Annotated in this window: 17 protein-coding genes; 11 read left to right on the top strand and 6 right to left on the bottom strand. The window is 72.4% G+C overall.

From position 1 onward, the window contains the following. The 5 genes from AB0H87_RS21435 to AB0H87_RS21455 all read right to left on the bottom strand — a co-directional run. Window positions 1-920 (bottom strand): ABC transporter permease (locus tag AB0H87_RS21435; protein ID WP_360148138.1); only part of this gene is annotated, 920 nt, incomplete at its 3' end. After that, window positions 917-1,924, bottom strand: coding sequence for an ATP-binding cassette domain-containing protein (locus tag AB0H87_RS21440; protein WP_360148141.1), 1,008 nt, complete (start codon window positions 1,922-1,924; stop codon window positions 917-919). The genes AB0H87_RS21435 and AB0H87_RS21440, both read right to left, overlap by 4 nt. A 24-nt stretch (window positions 1,925-1,948) precedes the next feature. Then, window positions 1,949-2,515 carry an NAD(P)H-dependent oxidoreductase gene (locus AB0H87_RS21445; RefSeq protein ID WP_360148144.1) on the bottom strand — a complete coding sequence of 189 codons (567 nt, stop codon included), beginning with the start codon at window positions 2,513-2,515 and terminating at the stop codon, window positions 1,949-1,951. A 500-nt stretch (window positions 2,516-3,015) separates the two neighbouring features. Next, window positions 3,016-3,378 carry a metalloregulator ArsR/SmtB family transcription factor gene (locus AB0H87_RS21450; RefSeq protein ID WP_360148147.1) on the bottom strand — a complete coding sequence of 121 codons (363 nt, stop codon included), beginning with the start codon at window positions 3,376-3,378 and terminating at the stop codon, window positions 3,016-3,018. Window positions 3,379-3,415: 37 nt separating this feature from the next. Further along, a complete protein-coding gene (locus AB0H87_RS21455; protein WP_360148150.1) occupies window positions 3,416-5,038 on the bottom strand; it encodes an ABC-F family ATP-binding cassette domain-containing protein in 1,623 nt (540 codons plus the stop codon). 609 nt (window positions 5,039-5,647) lie between these two features. Between AB0H87_RS21455 and AB0H87_RS21460 the strand changes: the two genes are divergently transcribed. The 4 genes from AB0H87_RS21460 to AB0H87_RS21475 all read left to right on the top strand — a co-directional run bounded on the left by AB0H87_RS21460 (window position 5,648) and on the right by AB0H87_RS21475 (window position 8,399). Then, entirely contained in the window at window positions 5,648-6,400 is a 753-nt protein-coding gene (locus AB0H87_RS21460) for an ROK family protein (protein ID WP_360148153.1), read from the top strand. Between the two features lie 21 nt (window positions 6,401-6,421). Next, complete coding sequence (locus tag AB0H87_RS21465) at window positions 6,422-6,787, top strand: tetratricopeptide repeat protein (protein WP_360148156.1); 366 nt, start codon at window positions 6,422-6,424, stop codon at window positions 6,785-6,787. Next, window positions 6,784-7,038, top strand: coding sequence for a Smr/MutS family protein (locus AB0H87_RS21470; RefSeq protein WP_203705444.1), 255 nt, complete (start codon window positions 6,784-6,786; stop codon window positions 7,036-7,038). Before AB0H87_RS21465 ends, AB0H87_RS21470 begins: the two co-directional genes overlap by 4 nt. 77 nt (window positions 7,039-7,115) lie before the next feature. Continuing rightward, complete coding sequence (locus tag AB0H87_RS21475; RefSeq protein ID WP_360148160.1) at window positions 7,116-8,399, top strand: hypothetical protein; 1,284 nt, start codon at window positions 7,116-7,118, stop codon at window positions 8,397-8,399. Here the strand turns inward: AB0H87_RS21475 and AB0H87_RS21480 are convergent. Then, window positions 8,396-10,789, bottom strand: a complete 2,394-nt coding sequence (locus AB0H87_RS21480; RefSeq protein WP_360148163.1) for a M28 family peptidase — start codon at window positions 10,787-10,789, stop codon at window positions 8,396-8,398. The genes AB0H87_RS21475 and AB0H87_RS21480 overlap by 4 nt on opposite strands. 182 nt (window positions 10,790-10,971) lie before the next feature. Between AB0H87_RS21480 and AB0H87_RS21485 the strand changes: the two genes are divergently transcribed. The 7 genes from AB0H87_RS21485 to AB0H87_RS21515 all read left to right on the top strand — a co-directional run. Then, window positions 10,972-12,156, top strand: a complete 1,185-nt coding sequence (locus AB0H87_RS21485; RefSeq protein ID WP_360148181.1) for a fused response regulator/phosphatase — start codon at window positions 10,972-10,974, stop codon at window positions 12,154-12,156. After that, complete coding sequence (locus AB0H87_RS21490) at window positions 12,153-13,757, top strand: ATP-binding protein (protein WP_360148166.1); 1,605 nt, start codon at window positions 12,153-12,155, stop codon at window positions 13,755-13,757. Before AB0H87_RS21485 ends, AB0H87_RS21490 begins: the two co-directional genes overlap by 4 nt. Next, window positions 13,754-14,206 carry a response regulator gene (locus tag AB0H87_RS21495; RefSeq protein WP_360148169.1) on the top strand — a complete coding sequence of 151 codons (453 nt, stop codon included), beginning with the start codon at window positions 13,754-13,756 and terminating at the stop codon, window positions 14,204-14,206. Before AB0H87_RS21490 ends, AB0H87_RS21495 begins: the two co-directional genes overlap by 4 nt. Window positions 14,207-14,219: 13 nt before the next feature. Further along, entirely contained in the window at window positions 14,220-15,026 is an 807-nt protein-coding gene (locus AB0H87_RS21500) for an inositol monophosphatase family protein (protein ID WP_360148184.1), read from the top strand. 111 nt (window positions 15,027-15,137) lie between these two features. Beyond that, window positions 15,138-16,157, top strand: coding sequence for a hypothetical protein (locus AB0H87_RS21505; RefSeq protein WP_360148172.1), 1,020 nt, complete (start codon window positions 15,138-15,140; stop codon window positions 16,155-16,157). 18 nt (window positions 16,158-16,175) lie between these two features. After that, window positions 16,176-17,720 carry a fused MFS/spermidine synthase gene (locus AB0H87_RS21510; RefSeq protein ID WP_360148175.1) on the top strand — a complete coding sequence of 515 codons (1,545 nt, stop codon included), beginning with the start codon at window positions 16,176-16,178 and terminating at the stop codon, window positions 17,718-17,720. A 54-nt stretch (window positions 17,721-17,774) separates the two neighbouring features. Next, on the top strand, window positions 17,775-18,672 hold an 898-nt coding region (locus AB0H87_RS21515), incomplete at its 3' end, for a protein kinase (protein ID WP_360148178.1).

Consider the following 18,672-nt stretch of genomic DNA (forward strand, 5'->3'; position numbering starts at 1 on the left):
CGGTCACCCACGGCGAGGAACGGGCGCAGCTCACGGCCCGCATCACCACGCTGCCCGTCAACACCGAACCCGAGCTTGTAGCGGAACATCGTCAAGAAGCCGAACACCACCACGAACCCGGCGCTCCACAGGAACGTCCACATGATGCTCGAGGCATCCGGCGACCCGCCCATCACCGAGCGGATCGCGTCCACCAGGTGCGTGATCGGGTTGACCTTGACGAAGGCCTGCAACCACGCCGGCATCGTCGACGGGTCGACGAAGACGTTGCTCAGGAACGTCAGCGGGAACAGGACCAGCATGCTGACGCCCATCACCGACTTCTCGCTGCGGAGGATCAGGCCGAACATCGTCCAGACCCACGAGAACGCGAACGAGAAGACCACCAGCAGGCCGATGCCGGCGATCACGCCGACCACGCCGCCGGAGGGGCGGAAGCCAAGGGCCAGGCCCACGCCCAGGATGACCAGGGCCGCGAGGATGTAGCGCAGGACGTCGCCGAAGATCATGCCGACCAGGGCCGAGGGGCGCCAGACCGGCAGCGTACGGAAGCGGTCGAAGACGCCCTTCTCGATGTCGGTGTTGAGGCCGACGCCCGTGTACATCGTGATCATCACGACGCTCGTGACCATGATGCCCGGCAGGAAGAACTGCAGGTAGGCGTCCGTGCTGCCGGCGATCGCGCCGCCGAACAGGTACGTGAACATCAAGGTCATGATGATCGGGAAGGCCGTGACGTCGAAGAGCTGCTCCGGCACGTGCTTGATCTTCAGCATCGCCCGCCAGCCGAAGGTGACCGAGGCCGACCAGGCGCTCGGCCTTGGCGGTCGGGCACCGGGCGCGAGGACCGCACCCAGCGTCTCCGGCGACGGCACGTACACGGTCTGCAGGTCCGTGGAAGAGGTGGCTGCGGTGCTCATCGGGCGGTCTCCATTTCCGAGGAAGAGGCGGGTGCGGCAGAGGCGGGGTGGTCGGTCAGCGCCAGGAACACCTCGTCGAGGCTCGGCTGCCCCAGCGAGAAGTCGTCGACGACGATGCCGGCGGCGGCCAGTTCGGACAGGGCCCGCGCGGCCTGCGTGCTCGCCTCGAAGTCCGAGCCGTCGACCCGGGCCGTGAGCGACACCGGGTCCGCGTCCGGCTCGACCGCGGCGCTGAGCGCGCGTGCCAGCACTTCCTGCGCCTTCGGGCGGGCGGCGGCGTCACGCAGTCTTACGTGGACGGTGCCTGAGCCGATCGACGACTTCAGCTCGCCCGGCGTACCGTCGGCGATCACCTTGCCGTGGTCGACGACCGCGATCCGCGAGGCGAGCCGGTCCGCCTCGTCGAGGTACTGCGTGGTCAGCAGCACCGTCGTGCCGTGCGCGACGACCGAGCGGATGATGTCCCAGACCTGCGACCGGCTGCGCGGGTCGAGGCCGGTCGTCGGCTCGTCCAGGAACAGCAGCTCCGGCGTGTTGAGAATGCTCGCCGCGATGTCGATCCGGCGCCGCATGCCGCCGGAGTACTTCTTCACCTGCCGGTCCGTCGCGTCCGTCAGCCCGAACGCGGCCAGCAGCTCCTCGGCCCGGGCCTTCGCGGCCGGCTTGCGGTGGCCGAGCAGCCGGCCGATCAGCACCAGGTTCTCGAAGCCCGTCAGGTCCTCGTCGACCGACGCGTACTGGCCGGTCATGCTGACCTTGGCGCGCACCGCGTTGGCCTCGCGCACCACGTCGTGCCCGAACACGCTCGCCGAGCCGCCGTCGGGCCGGGTCAGCGTGGCCAGCACCCGGACGGCGGTCGTCTTGCCGGCGCCGTTGGGGCCCAACAGACCATAGACACTTCCCGCGGGTACGCGCAGGTCGATGCCGTCAAGCGCACGGGTGTCGCCGAACGTCTTCACCAGACCCCTCGCCTCGATGGCGGGGGCGGTGGAGCTGTCGCTCATGGTGGGTTCCCTCCGTTGGAATAGCTAAGAGACATAGGGGCGGGTGGCCCGGCCGGCCCGCAGCGTGACGCCCCACCAGCAGAGCTGGTCGAGCAGCACCTGCGCGGCCTGAACGGGGTTCTCCTCGGCCAGCCGGGCGTCGAGGTCGTCGCCGCCGAGCAGGTCGACGCCGACGCCGTCGCGCACCGTCACGGCGTGCAGGGCGGTGAAGACCGTGCGGAGCTGGTCGACCGCGTGCTGCCCGGCGGACCGGCAGCCGTACGAGACGAAGCCGACCGGTTTCGCGTGCCACTCGTCGTACGCGAAATCGATCGCCTGCTTGAGCGAGGCGGGAAAGCTGTGGTTGTACTCGGGCGTGACCACGACGAACGCGTCGGCCTGGTCGATCTCGGCGGCGAACGCCGACATCTGCGGCGTGGCCCGAGCTGGATAACCGGTCGGGAAGGCGTAGTCGGCGAGGTCGACGACGACGGTCGACACCTCGCGGCGCAGCCCGGCCTGGGCCACGAACCACCGGGCCAGCCGGTCGCCGACCCGACCCTCGCGAGTGCTACCGATGATCACCGCCAACCGCAACGGCGCCTCGATCATGGTGACCACCTCCCCTCTCACCGGGAAGGCGCGAGACGCTCCGCTAGATCCGATCTAGCGGCCATGGCTGCGGGGCTCGCGGCGGGTTAGCAACCGGGCTCGCGGGTGGGTGGCGGCGGGTTCGCCGGGGGTTGGCGGTGGGTTCGTGGCACGACTCTGGGCGGATAGGCGGTGGGTTGGCGGCCGGGGTTGGGGATGGGTCGGTGGTCGAGTCCGGCGGTCGGTGGCGGGCGGGCTGGTGGTTGGCAATGGGTGGTGACCGGGCTCGGGTGGGTTGGCGGCCGGGTCGGCCCCGGGTTGCCGGTGAGTTGGCTGCCAGGCTCGCGGTCGCGTGGGCGGTGAGTCGCGCCTGGTTCGCGCGTTCGTTGACGGCCGGGTTCGCGGATCGGCGGTCGGTCTCACGCTGGGTTCGCGGTTGGCCTGGCGGTGAGTCGGCTGCCCGGTTCGCGGTCGGTGGCGATGGGGCTCGCGGCGAGTTCGCCGTCGGCCTCCCGAACGGCCTATCGACCCGCCTCTCGACCCGCCTCTCGATCCGCCTCTCGACGTTCGCGGCGGCCGCGGGCCAGTTCTGTCTCCAGTGCGTCCAGGCGCTGTGACCAGAACCCCCGATAGCGCTCCAACCAGGCATCCACTTCCCGCAACGGAGTCGCGTCCACCGCATAGAGGCGTCGGGTCCCGGCCGCGCGCACCGTCGTGAAGCCGTTGTCGCGGAGCACCCGGAGGTGCTGCGAGACGGCCGGTTGCGAGATGCCGAACTCCGCCTGTACGACCGCGCCGATCTCGCCGGCCGCGAGCTCACCGTCGGCCAGCAGCTCCAGGATGCGTCGCCGGACCGGGTCGCCCAGGACGTCGAACGCGTGCACGTCTCGACTGTCTAGCAGGCCGTTATATAAGTCAAGCCTAAAGTTCTGTGACGCGCCCGGCAGAAACGGCCAGGCGGCGGTTGACGCGCACCGCGTCGAGCATCCGGCGGTCGTGCGTGACCAGCAGGAGCGTGCCCGGGTAGCCCTCCAGCGCCGACTCCAGCTGCTCGATCGCCGGCAGGTCGAGGTGGTTGGTCGGCTCGTCGAGGACCAGCAGGTTGACCCCGCGCGCCTGCAGCAGGGCCAGCCCCGCCCGGGTGCGCTCGCCGGGCGACAGCGTCGCGGCGGGGCGCAGCACATGGTCGCTGCGCAGCCCGAACTTGGCCAGCAGCGTCCGCGACTCCTCCGGCGCCATCCCGGGCACCGCGGCCCGGAACGCGTCGACCAGCGGCTCGGAACCGACGAAGGCGCCGCGCGCCTGGTCGACCTCGCCGACCACGACTCCCGGCCCCAACCCGGCGGAGCCGGCATCCACCGGCAGGCGACCCAGCAGCGCGGCCAGCAGCGTCGACTTGCCGGATCCGTTCGGGCCGGTGATCGCGACCCGGTCCGCCCAGTCGATCTGCAGGTCGACCGGGCCCAGGGTGAACGCACCACGGTGGACGGTCGCGCCACGCATGGTGGCCACCACCGCGCCCGCCCGGGGCGCCGCGGCGATCGTCATCCGCAGCTCCCACTCCTTGCGCGGCTCCTCGACCACGTCCAGGCGCTCGATCAGGCGCTCGGTCTGCCGCGCCTTGGCGGCCTGCTTCTCGGTCGCCTCGGCCCGGAACTTGCGGCCGATCTTGTCGTTGTCCTTGGACTTGCGCCGGGCGTTGCGGACGCCGTGTTCCATCCAGTTCCGCTGTGTACGCGCCCGCGCCTCCAGGCCGGCCTTCGTGTCCGCGTACTCGTCGTAGGCGTCCCGGGCATGCTGCCGAGCCACCGCGCGTTCGTCCAGATAGGACTGGTAGCCGCCGCCGAAGAAGTTGACCTGCTGCTGGTGCAGGTCGAGTTCCAGCACGCCGGTCACGGTGCGCGCCAGGAACTCGCGGTCGTGGCTGACCACCACGGTGCCCGCGCGCAGCCCGGTCACGAACTCCTCCAGCCGGGCCAGCCCCGCCAGGTCGAGGTCGTTGGTCGGCTCGTCGAGCAGGAAGATGTCGTACCGGCTCAGCAGCAGCGACGCGAGCCCCGCCCGGGCCGCCTGCCCGCCGGAGAGCGCGGTCATCGGCAGGTCGGGGGAGAAGCCCAACTCGACCTCGGCGAGCCGCTCGTCAAGATCGGCACCGCCCAACGCCAACCAACGATCCAAGGCGATGGCGTACGCCTCGTCGGCGCCCGCCCGGCCCTCGGTGAGCGCCGCGGTCGCCTCGTCGAGGGCTGCCTGCGCGGCCGTCACGCCGGTGCGGCGGCCGAGAAACGCACGGACCGTCTCGCCCGGCCTGCGGTCGGGCTCCTGGGGGAGATAGCCGACCGTGGCCGCCGGCGGGTTGAGCGCGATGCTGCCCTGCTCAGCCGGCAGCAGCCCGGCCAGCGTGCGCAGCAAGGTCGACTTGCCGGCGCCGTTGGGGCCGACCAGACCGATGACGTCGCCCGGCGCGACCACGAGCGACAGGTCCGTGAAGAGGGCCTTGTCACCGTGCCCGGCGGCGAGGTCCTTGGCGATCAGCGTGGTCATAGCGCCGAGAATGCTATCCGGCCGCCGCGGGTCTCCGCCGTGTCCTCAGGCGTCACGCCGCTGTCGCGCCGCAACGCGGTGCGGTGACCCTCCCCGTCTCAGGCGTCACGCCGCTGTCGCGTCGCAACGCGGTGTGGTGACCTCCCGTCCTCAGGAGTCACGACGCTGTCGCGTCGCAAGGCGGTGTGGTGACCCTCCCGTCCTCAGGGGTCACGCCGTTGTCGCGTCGCAAGGCGGTGCCGGTCAGCTTTCCCGTCCTCAGGGGTCACGCCGTTGTCGCGTCGCAAGGCGGTGCCGGTCAGCTTTCCCGTCCTCAGGCGTCACGCCGCTCTCGCGTCGCAACGTGGTCCTGTCACCTTTCCGGTCCCCGGACGTCATGACGTTGTCGCGTCGCGACGCCGTGCGGTCACCTTTCCCGTCCCCGGGCGTCACGCCGCTGTCGCGCCGCAACGCCGTGCAGTGAGCTTCCCCGTCCCCAGGCGTCACGCCGCTGTCGCGTCCGCGACGCCGTGCGGTGACCTTCGCCGTCCTCAGGCGTCGCGACGCTGTCCGGTCATGATCTTCCGGTCGGTTTAGGCGCCGCGTGGCTCGGACCGGCAGACTGGGCGTGTGGTGACGACGTTGGCGATCGACTGTGGGGGCGGCGGGATCAAGGCCTCGGTGCTCGACGAGGCCGGCACGATGCGCGCGCGGCCGTTGCGCGTGCCGACGCCGTACCCCCTGCCCACTTCGCTCTTCGTGAAGACCCTCTTGGATCTTGGTGCGCGGCTGCCGACGGCCGACCGGGTCACGGTGGGCATGCCGGGCATGATCCGGCACGGCGTGGTCGTGGCGACACCGCACTATGTGACCAGATCCGGCCCGCGTACGAAGGTCGACCCGGATCTGGTCGCCGACTGGACGGGGTACGACGCCCAGGCGGGGCTGGCCGAGGCGTTCGGCACGCCGGTGCTCGTGCTCAACGACGCCGAGGTGCACGGGGCTGGTGTGGTCGCCGGTGCCGGCCTGGAGCTGGTGATCACGCTCGGCACCGGGCTCGGCTGTGCCCTCTTCGACGGCGGGGCGCTGGCGCCGCACCTGGAATTCTCCCAGGCCCCGGTGCGTTGGGGCATGAGTTACGACACGTACATCGGCGAGCATGAGCGGCGCCGGCTCGGTGACGCGTTCTGGTCGCGGCGGGTCCGGACGGTGGTCGAGGGCCTGCGGCCGGTCTTCCTCTGGGACCGGCTCTACCTCGGCGGTGGCAACTCCCGGCTGATCCGCCCGGAGCAGCTGGCCCGGATGGGTGACGACGTGGTCGTGGTGCCGAACACCGCCGGCATTCTCGGTGGTGTGCGGTCGTGGTCGCTGCGGCGACCCTGAGCAGAAAAGGTGGAGGTGCAAATGGATCTCCTGGAGGAGTACCGCCGGGCGACCCTGTTCTTCGAAGCCGGTGACCCGACCGGCGCGGTGCGGCTGCTCGAGCCGATCGTGGCGGCGGAGCCCGACAACGCGTCCGTGCGCCAACTGCTGGCCCGCGCCTACTTCCAGACGGCTCAGCTCGGCCGCGCCGAGGAGCAGCTGCGTGCCATGGTCGAGAAGGACCCCAGCGACCACTACGCGCACCACGTGCTCGGCCGCACCCTCGAGCGGCAGGGCCGGCAGGCCGAGGCCCTGACCCACCTGCGGATCGCCGCGGCGATGCACGCCGACCACCGCGACTACGCCGAGGCGCTGCAGCGGGTCGAGTCGAAGGTCAACCCCCGGTGAAGCTCAAGCTCGACCTGCACGACATCTACAACCGCGGTACGGACATCGACCGGGCGCTCCGCGGGATCATCGACGAGGCCGTGGCCAAGAAGGCCACCCTCGTCGAGATCATCCCCGGCAAGGGCTCCGGCGCGCTGAAGAAGAAGGTCCTGCGGTTCCTCGACCAGAAGGACGTCAAGCAGCTCTACCACCGCGTCGAGAAGGACTCGAAGAACTTCGGCCGGCTGTTCGTCCACTTCAGGTGGAAGTAGACGATTTCCCACATATTCCGGCCTGATCGGGCACGATCGCACATGGGTGCGTCTCATGTCTGATTCGGGGGAACGGGATGAGGGGACGATCGCTGCGCGCGGCGTTGGCGGCGGCGGCTGTTGGTGGCGGGCTCGGTGTCGCGGTGCCGACGGCGGCCAGCGCGGAGATGTACGTCAACGTGCCGCCGGCCGGCGTGCCCACCACGGCCGTCGAGGTCGGCGGCCGGGCCTGCGCCCCGGAGCTGGGCGGCGGTCCGTACGCGGACCGGGACGTCTGGGTCTTCGAACTGCCCGGTGACCCGGCCCGGAACGGCGACATCGTCTCGCTGGCCGCGACGTTCACGACGCGCGAGCAGCGCCGGGTGACCCACGACGTGCCCGGCGACAACGGCGGGATCGTGGCCGACCGGGCCTGGCTCGCGGTGGAGCGCGGGGCGCGGCTGGCGTCGGGGATGGCGGCCGTCACGGGTGCCGCTCGCGCCCTGTCCGTCGCGCACACCTGCCCGGCCGGCCTGACCGAGGCTGCCCGCGCGCGGCCGATGGCGGAGCCCGGCAACGGGTCACCGAGCCCGACGCCGACCCCCACCGCCACCCCGACGCCGACCCCGACCCCGAGCCGGCTGCCGACCGGGTCCGTCGACCTGACCGAGCCGCACACGGACCCGGCACCGGCCCCGGCCGGCGTGGTGCCCGGGACAGTTCCGAACAACGACCTCCTGATCGGCGGCATGGCCGACAACGGCCCCGTGCTGGACAACGGCTACGACAGCGGCGTGCTCCCGAACGACCAGGGCGCGTTCGCCGGCGACGACAACACGGTCTACAGCGACCCGCCTCCGATCCCGGCCGACGGCCTCGGCTACCCGGACAACGGCACCTACTCCATCGGCGGCGGCTTCAGCGACGGCGGCGGCTTCAGCGACGGCGGCGGCTTCAGCGACGGCGGCGGCTTCAGCGACGGCGGCGGTTACAGCGACGGCGGCGCCATGGGCGACCGAGGCGACCTGGCCGACAGCCCGGACACCGACGACACCATGCGGCTCTCGACGTCCGTCAACCCGATCACGGGCCTGAACGCCAGCGGCTGGGGCTCAGCCACCTCGGCCGACACCGAGAACGCGGCGAAGCCCGGCGCCGCGGCCGCCGCCGCGGCCGAGCAGGGCACGGCCGGCGGCCCGAACGGCAGCGCACCCGCGGTGGTCGCACTGCGGTCGGAGGACGGCACGCTCGGCCCGGACAGCACCGTGGTGCGGCTCGCGGCGATTGCCATCGCCTTCGTGATCGCCGGCGCCGGCATGGTCCTGCTCCACCGCCGCCGCCGCGGCACCCCACGCCCGATCGGCCGCCACCGCGCCGCCTAGAAGGTGTAGCTCTTCGCCACGAGCACGAGTTCGGACGTGTGGCTGCCGAGGATGCCGACCCCGGCCGGGCGGGGTCGGAAGCCCGGCAGGCTGTCCAGCCCGTCACTGCCGTCCTCGACCCGGAGCCGCACGGGCCCGGCGCCGGTCGGGCGCAGGGCCAACTCGACCTCGAACCCGTCCGCCGGCGGGGCGTGGAAGACCAGCCCGAACGACCACGGCCCGGCCGCCTCGACCGGCACCGGCATTCCGCCGGCCGTCGCCCGCTCCACGGCGGCCGTCGCGCCGTCGACGTGCAGCGAGGCCAGCCGGACCGGCCGTTGCGGCGCGACCTTGACCCGTAGCGTGCGTACCCCGCCGGCGGTCGCGTCGGAGACCACCGTCACCGTCGCCGGCGGCAGGTTGGCCGCTTCCGCGGGCCCGGTCCGCATCGGCTTCCTGCCGACGTCCGGGAACGTGCCGTCGACCACCTCGCTGGAGCCGACGTAAGCGGCGGTCCACTCCTGCGGCGACGACTCGTTGCTGATCCACTTGGCCTGGCGACTGTCGGCGTCGAGCGCGTACATGAGGTGGGTCGGCACCGGATGCGCCGCGTCGAACCGGTCGACGGCGAACGCCGAGCCACCCACCGCGAGCGTCGCCACCAGGCCCAGCACCGGCACGCCGAGACCCAGCCGGCGGGCCCGCAGCGCCACCAGGCCCCGCTGCCCGCCGGCCTCCGGCAGCAGGAGGTCGAGGACCGGCAGCGCGGCCAGGCCGAGCAGCGTCGCGAAGAGGGCGCCGACCCCGCCCTGCGACATGCCGAGCGCCGGGAAGAGCAGCACCACCGTCGGCGCGAGGATGACCACCCCGACCGCCGCGCCGGCGGTCAACGGCACGACCGCCCACGCGCCGCGCAGCCGCAGGGCCACGATCCCGCCGATCGCGCCGGCCAGCGCCGGCAGCGCCGCCAGGTAGGAGCCGCCGGGTGTGACCGCCGCCAGCACGACGCCCAGCACGGCCAGCCAGGCCAGGCCGCCGATCGCCAGCGCGGCCGGGCCGACCCGGCGGCGCAGCAGCGCGTACCAGCTGATCAGGATTGTCGCCGCGAGCAGCACGACGGTGAGCCGCCACAGGCCGGGGCGGTACGGGTCGAGCAGCGGCCCGTATCCAGGGCGCACCGCGGTCACCAGCATCCACAGCAGCTGGGCGGCCAGCGGGGCCAGCACGAGCGGCAGCAGCCCCAGGCCGAAACCGCCCAGGAGACCACGCCACCTCGCCCGGCCGCCGCGCACGGTCAGGACGGCCAGCCCGAGCACGAGCAGCAGCGCGACGGCGGCCAAGGGCCAGGTCAGCCAGCCCGGGTAGACCACGAGCGCGCCCGGCACGGGGAAGTAGGTCGCGTCGCCGCTCGCCCGCAGGTCGCCGAGGTCGGTGCCGCCGAACGCGCGCGCCAGCCCGAGCGCGTTCTCGCCGTGCTGCTGCAGCGTGCGCCGGTCGACGGACGCCGGTGTGTCCAGCGGCGAGTGGTAGACGGCGGCGCCGTCGATGTAGGCCGAGTTGAGACCGACGAAGTCGTTGCCGAGGAACGCGGTGAAGTCGGTGTCGTTGGGCAGGAGCCGGTAGATCTCGACCGCGAACGACGTGCCCACCGGGTGCGGCGCGGACCGGGCGAACAGGTCGACCAGCTTCGCGTTGTCGCGGGAGGTCTCGAACATGATGACCGGGCCGGTGCTGCCGCGGGCCTCGAGGTTGAGGACGACCCCACCGTCGGCGGCGAGCGGATGCGCCGAGGCGAACGCGAACGCGCCGCAGAGGCACGCCTCCTCGGCGTCGGTGAGCACGAACACGACGTTGTTACGCAGCGGGCCGCCGGTGCTCAGCGCGCGGGCCACCTCGACGATCGACGAGGTGCCGGCGCCGTCGTCGTTGCCGCCGGGCCCGACCTGGACGGAGTCGTAGTGCGCGACCAGGAACACCGTGCCGGTCGGCGCGCTGCCGGGCAGCTCGGCGACCACGTTGCGGACCCGGGCGACGCCGGCAGCGGAGGTACTCCCACTGAGGTCACCGGCCTCGGCTCCGACCGCGTCCTGCACGGAGGTGCGCAGTCCGAAACCCGACAGCGTACGCACCAGATAGTCACGCACAGTGTCGTTAGCGGCGCTGCCTGCTACGTGCGTACGCGCCGCGATGGTGTCGATGTGGGTCGCCGCGCGGGCGGCGCTGAACGACGAGGGCGGCGCCGTCGCCGGTGCCGGGGCGGGCGGCCGGATGGCGAGCAGCGCGGCGAGACCGATGGCGGCGAGGATCGCGACGGCGACCAGCGCGGTCAGGGCGCGCCGGGCGGGCCGCGCCAGCGCCCGGTCGGCAGGCGCGCGGACCGGCGCGGTCGGCTCCTGTAGTCCTGCGGACACCCACGTCTCCTTCGCGCAAAGTGAGAACACCTTAGATCCACGTCGTGAACCGCGGGCGGGTCTGCCTGGCACGGTGGGTGCACGGTGCCATACGGTTGCACACCGCGGGGTCAGTGCAGTGGAGGGAAGCTTCGGTACGAGAGGGGGGTGACGTGACCGAGCACCAGGTGGCAGCCGTCGCGGTGCCGCCCCAGGCGGCCGGCGCGGAGCGTGAGCGCTCCGTGCAGCGGCTGCGCGTGCTGCTGATCGAGGACGACGACGCCGACGCCTTCCTGGTCGGCGAGCTGCTCGACGAGGCCGACGCCGCCGTCGACCTGGTCAACGCGAAGAGCCTCGCCGAGGCCCGCCCGTTGATGGCCGGCGCCGACTGTGTGCTGCTCGACCTCGGCCTGCCCGACGCGCAGGGGCTCGACGGCCTGCGCCAGGTCCTCGCCCAGTCCGCCGGCGCCGCGGTCTGCGTGCTCACCGGCCGCCAGGACGAGCACCTGGGTGTCGTCGCGGTCGCCGAGGGAGCCCAGGACTACCTGGTCAAGGGCCAGGTCGACGGGGTTCTGCTGACCCGCGCGCTGCGCTACGCGGTCGAGCGCAAGCGGGCCGACGACGACGCGCTGCGGCTGCGCGAGGTGGAGCTGCGCCAGGCCGAGTCGGCGCGCCTCGAGCGCGGCCTGCTGCCCCGTCCGCTGATGGAGACCGACCGGATCACCGTGCACCCGTTCTACCGGCCCGGCCGGCACGCGGCGCTGATCGGGGGCGACTTCTACGACGTCGTGCAGAGCACGCCGGACCGGGTCGACCTGATCGTCGGCGACGTCTGCGGCCACGGTGCCGACGAGGCCGCGCTCGGCGTGATGCTCCGGGTCGCCTGGCGCGCGCTCGTGCTGGCCCGGGTGCCGGACGACGCGGTGCTGCCCGCGCTCGAGCAGGTGCTGATCAGCGAGCGCCGGCTGCCGGAGACCTTCACGACCGTCGCGACCGTCCGGGTCGACCTGGCGGCCAACCGGGCCACCGTGCGGCTTGCCGGCCACCCGCCACCGTTGCTGTTGAGCAACGGTACTGTCGCTCCCGTGCCTGCTCCCGGCGGGCTGGTGCTCGGCGTCGCGCCGCGCCCGCCGCGCGCCTACGACCTGGAGTTCGACAGCGATGACTGGTCCCTGCTGATGTACACGGACGGCCTCATCGAAGGGCGGGTCGGCGCCGGCGACGAGCGCCTCGACGTGCCCGGGCTGGTCGAGCTCGTCGAGGCGGCGCGTGACGTGCCGCTCGTCGACCTGCCCGCCTGGCTGGTCGGCCGCGCGGAGGACGCCAACGGCGGCCCGTTCGCCGACGACGTGGCGATGCTCCTGGTCAGCTCCGGCGGTGGCCGGTGAGGACCTGGACCCTGCGGCGCCGGGTGTTGACCCTCACCGCGGTGGTCGGCGTCGTGCTCGTGCTGATCGCGATGATCGCCGCCGGGGTCGCCGCGCAGAACCGCAACCACCTCGACACGCTGCTCGACAAGACCGGCCCGTTGCGGACGAGCGCGCAGGGGCTGCAGACCGCCCTGGTCAACCAGGAGACCGGCATCCGGGGGTACGCGGTCAGCGGCGACCGCAACGAGCTCGCCCCCTACACCCAGGGTGTGGCCACCGAGCGCGACCTGGTCGCCACGATGCGCCCGCTGCTGCGCGACGAGCCCGAGATCGCCCGTCAGCTCGAGCGGATCGAGGAGCAGGCCGCCGCCTGGCGGTCGAGCGTGGCCGAGCCGGTGGTGGCCGCGCCCGACATCACCGCCGCCCGCACCTACGTCACCGACCAGGCGCGGGTCCGCTTCGACGAGATGCGCGCCTCGCTCGACGAGCTGCAGCGGCAGATGGTCGTGCTCCGGGACGACGCCGCCGACAAGGCCCGCAACACCGGCAACACGCTCGTGTTCCTGTTGGTCGTCGCGGCGGCGGTGATCGTGATCGCGGGTGTCGCCCTGCTGCTGTCGCTCAACCGGGTGGTGATCGGTCCGGTCACCGACCTGGCCGACCAGGTGCGCGACGTGCGGGCCGGCGACTACCAGCGCCGGATCACCGGCATCGGCCCGCCGGAGCTGAGCCGGCTCGCGGACGACATCGACGCGATGCGCCAGCAGATCGCCGCCGACCTGGCCGAGGTGGGCGCGGCGCGGGAGCGGGTCGAGTGGGTCAACAACCAGCTCCAGCGTCAGGCCGAGGAGCTGATCCGGTCCAACCGTGACCTGGAGCAGTTCGCCTACGTCGCGTCGCACGACCTGCAGGAGCCGCTGCGCAAGGTGGCCAGCTTCTGCCAGCTCCTGCAGCGCCGCTACGCCGGCCAGCTCGACGAGCGGGCCGACCAGTACATCGCGTTCGCCGTGGACGGCGCGCAACGGATGCAGCGGCTGATCAACGACCTGCTCGCCTTCTCCCGCATCGGCCGCCTGAACACCGGCTTCACCGAGGTCGACCTCGACGCCGTGATGGCCGAGGTGAGCAGCCAGACCGAGAGCGCCCGCGAGTACGCCGACGGCGAGCTGGTCTTCCACGACCTGCCGACCGTGCTGGGCGAAGAGGCGCTGCTCACGAACCTGTTGACCAACCTCGTGAGCAACTCGATCAAGTTCCGCCGCCCGGGTGTGCCGCCCCGGGTCGAGGTCTCCGCGCGCCGGGTCGGCGACGAGTGGGAGATCAGTTGCGCCGACAACGGGATCGGCGTGGAGCCCGAGTTCGCCGACAAGATCTTCGTGATCTTCCAGCGGCTGCACTCGAAGGACGCCTACCCCGGCACCGGTATCGGCCTGGCCATCGCGAAGAAGATCGTCGAGTACCACGGTGGGCGGATCTGGGTCGACCTCGAGACCGAGGAGGGCACGGTCATCCGGTTCACCCTCCCGGTGCTGGCCGACGCGGAGCCGGCCGGCGATCCACCACCGGAACAAGCCGAACCCACCCACGACACGACCGGCGTAAAGGAAGTGGCGGCATGACAGCACCAGCTGACGGCAAGAGCCCCATCGAGGTGCTGCTCGTCGAGGACGACCCCGGTGACGTGCTCATGACCCAGGAGGCGTTCGAGGAGCACAAGCTGCGCAACCGGCTGACCGTCGTGTCCGACGGCGCGGAGGCGCTGGCCTACCTGCGCCGCGAGGGCCAGTACGCGGACGCGGTCGCGCCCGACCTGATCCTGCTCGACCTCAACCTGCCGCGCCGCGACGGCCGCGAGGTGCTCGAGGAGATCAAGAAGGACGACGAGCTGTGCCGGATCCCGGTGGTGGTGCTGACCACCTCCGCCGCCGACGAGGACATCCTGCGTAGCTACCAGCTCCACGCCAACGCCTACGTCACCAAGCCCGTCGACTTCGAACGCTTCATCTCGGTCGTACGCCAGATCGACGAGTTCTTCGTCAGCGTGGTCAAGCTCCCCCCTCGCAGCTGAAAGTGAATTTGTGATCGACGCACAACTCGGCGGCCGGGTCGGCGCGCTGGTCCGGCACGTCGCCGCCACCGTCGTCCTGCCCTCCTACCGGCACCTGCAAGCCTCGGAGATCGGCGAGAAGGGCCCCGGCGAGGTGGTCACCGTCGCCGACCGCCGGTCCGAGGAGGCGCTCACGGCGGGCCTGCTCGACCTGCTGCCGGGCTCCGTGGTGGTCGGCGAAGAGGCCTACGCGGCCGACACCGCCCTGCTGGAGCGCATCGGCGGCCCGGCGCCCACCTGGATCGTCGACCCGATCGACGGCACCGCCAACTACGCCGACGGCAACGGGCCGTTCTGCCTGATGGTCGCGCTGGTCGACCAGACCGGTGCGCTCGCCTCCTGGATCTACGACCCGATCGCCGACCAGATGGCGCACGCGGTCGCCGGCGGCGGTGCGTTCCTCGACGACGTGCGGATCCAACCGGTGGCGCCGTTGCCGCCGGAGCAGGTGCGCGGCGTCGCCCCGGCCACCTACTACCTGAAGGACCTGCGGGCCAAGGTCGAGAACGGCCAGGTGCGGCTCGGTGCCGTCTCCGGCGGCCAGCGCTGCGCCGGCCGCGAATACCTCGACCTAGTGGCCGGCCGGCAGCAGTTCGCGATGTTCTGGCGCACCTGGCCGTGGGACCACGCGCCGGGCGCCCTGCTCGTGCGGGAAGCGGGCGGCGTCACCCGCCGGCTCGACGGCCAGCCCTACGTGGTCACGCCCGACCCGGGCGAGGGCCTGCTGGCGGCGATCGACGAGCAGACCTGGCGAACGGTTGCTGCCGCACTCATTCCGTGACCGTCCGTAGTCGACTTTCGCAGGCACCCCGGACCGCTCCTGATCGGGTACGCTGTCCGGCGGCCAGCGGGGGATCCATTGTGACGGAAGGGAATCGCAGTGCCTCGTACGGTGACGCGATACCGGTGGCGGGCCCTGCTCGCCGCACTGATCGCGGCCGTGACGGTCGCAGTCGGTGCTCCGGTCACGGGCGCGTACGCCGCGCCGAATCCCGCCCCCAAGGAAAACGACGAGAAGAAGCTGCGCGACAACCTCGAGGCCGCGGCCAAGGGTCAGGTCGAGGCGCAGCGCAAGCTCGCCGCGTCGAAGAAGCGCGCCGCGGCCCTCAACACGCAGGTCGGCCAGTTGCAGACGAAGGCCGACGTCATGCGCGAGCAGGTCGGCGCGTTCGCCGTCGAGTCCTACCGCACCGGCCGGCTGACCGGCATCTCCGCCCTGCTGGGCAGCGCCTCGCCGGATGACTTCCTGGCGCGCGCCGGCAGCCTGGAGATGATGGCGCAGCGCGACGCCGGCGCCCTGCGCAACTACACGGCGGCGCACGAAGAGGCGCTGGCGGCCAAGGCGAAGCTCGACGCCGAGGTGCGCGAGCAGCAGAAGCAGGTCGCCACGCTGGCCAAGCGCAAGGAAGACGCCGAGCGGGCGCTGCGCAGCGTCGGTGGCGGCGTCACCACCGCCGGCTACATCAACCCCAACTCGCCGGCGGCCAAGCCCGCGCCGCGCAACTCCGACGGTTCGTGGCCCGCCGAGTCGTGCTCGATCAACGACCCGACGCCGGCCAGCGGCTGCATCACCCCGCGCACGCTGCACGCGCTGCAGCAGGCACAGTCCGACGGGTTCAACCACTACGTCTCGTGCCACCGCTCGGGCGGCGGCGGCGAGCACCCCAAGGGCCGGGCCTGCGACTTCGCGGCGGCGGAGGGCGGCTTCGAGAACAAGAGCGCGACCGGCAGCGACAAGACCTACGGCGACAACCTGGCGTCGTACTTCATCAAGAACGCTGACGCGCTCGGCGTCATGTACGTCATCTGGTATCGGCGGATCTGGATGCCCGGCACCGGTTGGAAGTCCTACAGCGGCGGTGGCGACCCAGCCGCCGACCACACCAACCACGTGCACCTGTCCATGCTTTGACCCCCGTACCCTGACGGGATGGAACAGACCACCGCGAGAGCGGTCGAAGCGCCCGAACGGCGCCCACTGCCTGGCGGCCTGGCCGCGTTCCTGGTGTTCCTGGCGAGCGGCGCCGTTCTCGTGCTGGAGACCGTCGCGTTGCGGCTGGTCGGCCCCTATCTGGGCGTGACGCTCCAGGTGACCAGCTCGGTGATCGGCGTCGCGCTGGCCGCGATCGCCTACGGCGCCTGGACGGGCGGCCGGATCGCCGACAAGCGCGACCCGCGCACGCTGCTGCCGGGCGCGCTGGTGCTGGCCGGCATCGCGACCGCGGTGACCCTGCCGGTGGTCCGGTACGCGGGCGAGGCGCTGCGCGGCAGTGCGGTCAGCGGCATCCTCCTGCTCACCGCGGCGGCGGTGTTCGTCCCCGCGTTCCTGCTCTCCGCGGTCACCCCGCTGGTGGTCAAGCTCCAGCTCGGCGACCTGCGCAACACCGGCCAGGTGGTGGGCAAGCTGTCCAGCGTCGGCACGCTCGGCGCGGTCACCGCCACGCTGGTCACCGGCTTCATCCTGGTCGCCGCGCTGCCCACCTCCGTCATCCTGATCGCGCTGGCCGTCGCGCTCGGCCTGGCCGGCCTCGGCGTCGGCTGGTACCTGCGCCGCACCGACCGGCTCGCGCTGGCCGGCACCAGCCGGGCGGGCGCGGTGCTCGCGATCGTCGGGCTCGCCGGCGCCGGGCTGTCCGCGGCGGCGCCGACGCCGTGCGACATCGAGACCGCGTACCACTGCGCGGCGGTCGAGCCGGACCCGGCCCGGGACGGCGGCCGGACGCTGTTCCTCAACTCCGCGCGGCACTCGTTCGTGGACCTCGACGACCCGACGTACCTGGAGTTCGCCTACACCCGCTGGCTCGGCGCGGTCACCGGGGTCGTCAAACCCGGCACCGAGCGGATCGACGCGGTGCATCTCGGCGGCGGCGGGTTCACGATGCCGCGCTACGTCACCGCCACGCGGCCGGGCAGCGGCAACGAGGTGTACGAGCTGGACGGCGCGCTGGTCGAGCTGGACGAGCGGGAGCTGGGCGTACGCCAGGGGCCGGACCTGACCACGAAGGTCGGTGACGCCCGGATCCTGCTCGGGCGGCGCGCCACGGCGAGCGCCGACCTGGTGATCGGCGACGCGTTCGGCCACCTCGTGGTGCCGTGGCACCTGGCCACCCGGGAGATGGCCGCCGACATCCGCCGGGTCGTCCGGCCGGCGGGCATCTACGCGCAGAACGTCATCGACTATCCGCCGCTGCGCTTCATCAAGGCCGAGGTGGCCACCGTCGCGGCCGAGTTCCCGCACGTCGCGCTGATCGCGCCGGAGCGGTCGCTGGCCGGCGAGCAGGGCTCCAACTTCGTCATCGTGGCCTCGCCCGCGCCGCTGCCGATGGACCAGCTGCGGACGCGGCTCACCGAGGACGACGACGGCGGCGCGACCGCCATCGTCACCGGTGCGGAACTGGCCGCGTTCGTCGGCGACGCGGAGCCGCTGACCGACGAGTACGCACCCGTGGACCAGCTGCTCGCCAACGGCGGCTGACCGATACTGACCTTTGCGGGTTCCAACCGCCGCTGACGGGGCAAGACAGTCCGCATGGCAGCGGTTGGTGGGCGCTACCGGCTGGTCGAACGGCTGGGCGCGGGCGGGATGTCCGTCGTCTGGCGTGGGTACGACGAGGTCCTCGGTCGCCAGGTCGCGGTCAAGGTGCTGGCGCCGACGCTGGCGGACGACCGCGTGTTCCGGGCCCGGATCCGCACCGAGGCGCAGGCCGCCGCGCGGCTGAGCCATCCGCACATCGTCGGCGTCTACGACTACGGCGAGTCCGCCGGCGCGCCCTACGTGGTGATGGAGCTGGTCGACGGCGTGCCGCTGAACGCGGTCACCACGCCGATGCCATGGCGCGACGCGATCGCGATCTGCGCGGAGATCGGCTCGGCGCTGGCCGCCGCGCACGCCCGCGGCGTGGTGCACCGCGACGTCGCGCCCGGCAACGTGCTGCTCACCGCCATGGGCGCCAAGGTGGTCGACTTCGGCATCTCGGCCGTCGTCGGCGAGCAGGAAATCGACGCCGACGGCTCGTTGCTCGGCACGCCGGCCTACATCGCGCCGGAGCGGCTCGACGGCGGCCAGGTCTCGGCTGCGGCCGACGTCTACGGCCTCGGCCTGCTGCTCTACCGCTGCCTCGCCGGCCGCCTGCCCTGGCCCGGCAGCTCCCGCGTCGAGCTGCTCAAGGCACACCTGTTCGTCGAGCCCGCACCGCTGCCCGAGATCGACGGCCTGCCGCCGGAGGTGGCCGACCTGTGCATGCGTTGCCTGGCCAAAGCGCCCGGTGAGCGGCCGAGCAGCGCCGAGGTGGTCGTGCTGCTCGGCGCCGAGGGCGGCTTCGTGCCACGGCCCTCGCCGGGCGGCATGGCGGTGCTCGACTCGTGGGGCGCGCTGCGCTACGCGGCGAACACCAGCTTCGTCGCCCTGCTGCACGGTGACCACCTCA

The sequence above is a fragment of the Asanoa sp. NPDC050611 genome (assembly GCF_040654855.1).
Taxonomy (GTDB): Bacteria; Actinomycetota; Actinomycetes; order Mycobacteriales; family Micromonosporaceae; genus Asanoa.

Coding starts and splice junctions, on each gene's coding strand:
- AB0H87_RS21440 (WP_360148141.1), bottom strand. CDS start 1,924: ATGAGCGACAGCTCCACCGCCCCCGCCATCGAGGCGAGGGGTCTGGTG.
- AB0H87_RS21465 (WP_360148156.1), top strand. CDS start 6,422: ATGGATCTCCTGGAGGAGTACCGCCGGGCGACCCTGTTCTTCGAAGCC.
- AB0H87_RS21445 (WP_360148144.1), bottom strand. CDS start 2,515: ATGATCGAGGCGCCGTTGCGGTTGGCGGTGATCATCGGTAGCACTCGC.
- AB0H87_RS21455 (WP_360148150.1), bottom strand. CDS start 5,038: ATGACCACGCTGATCGCCAAGGACCTCGCCGCCGGGCACGGTGACAAG.
- AB0H87_RS21495 (WP_360148169.1), top strand. CDS start 13,754: ATGACAGCACCAGCTGACGGCAAGAGCCCCATCGAGGTGCTGCTCGTC.
- AB0H87_RS21510 (WP_360148175.1), top strand. CDS start 16,176: ATGGAACAGACCACCGCGAGAGCGGTCGAAGCGCCCGAACGGCGCCCA.
- AB0H87_RS21475 (WP_360148160.1), top strand. CDS start 7,116: ATGAGGGGACGATCGCTGCGCGCGGCGTTGGCGGCGGCGGCTGTTGGT.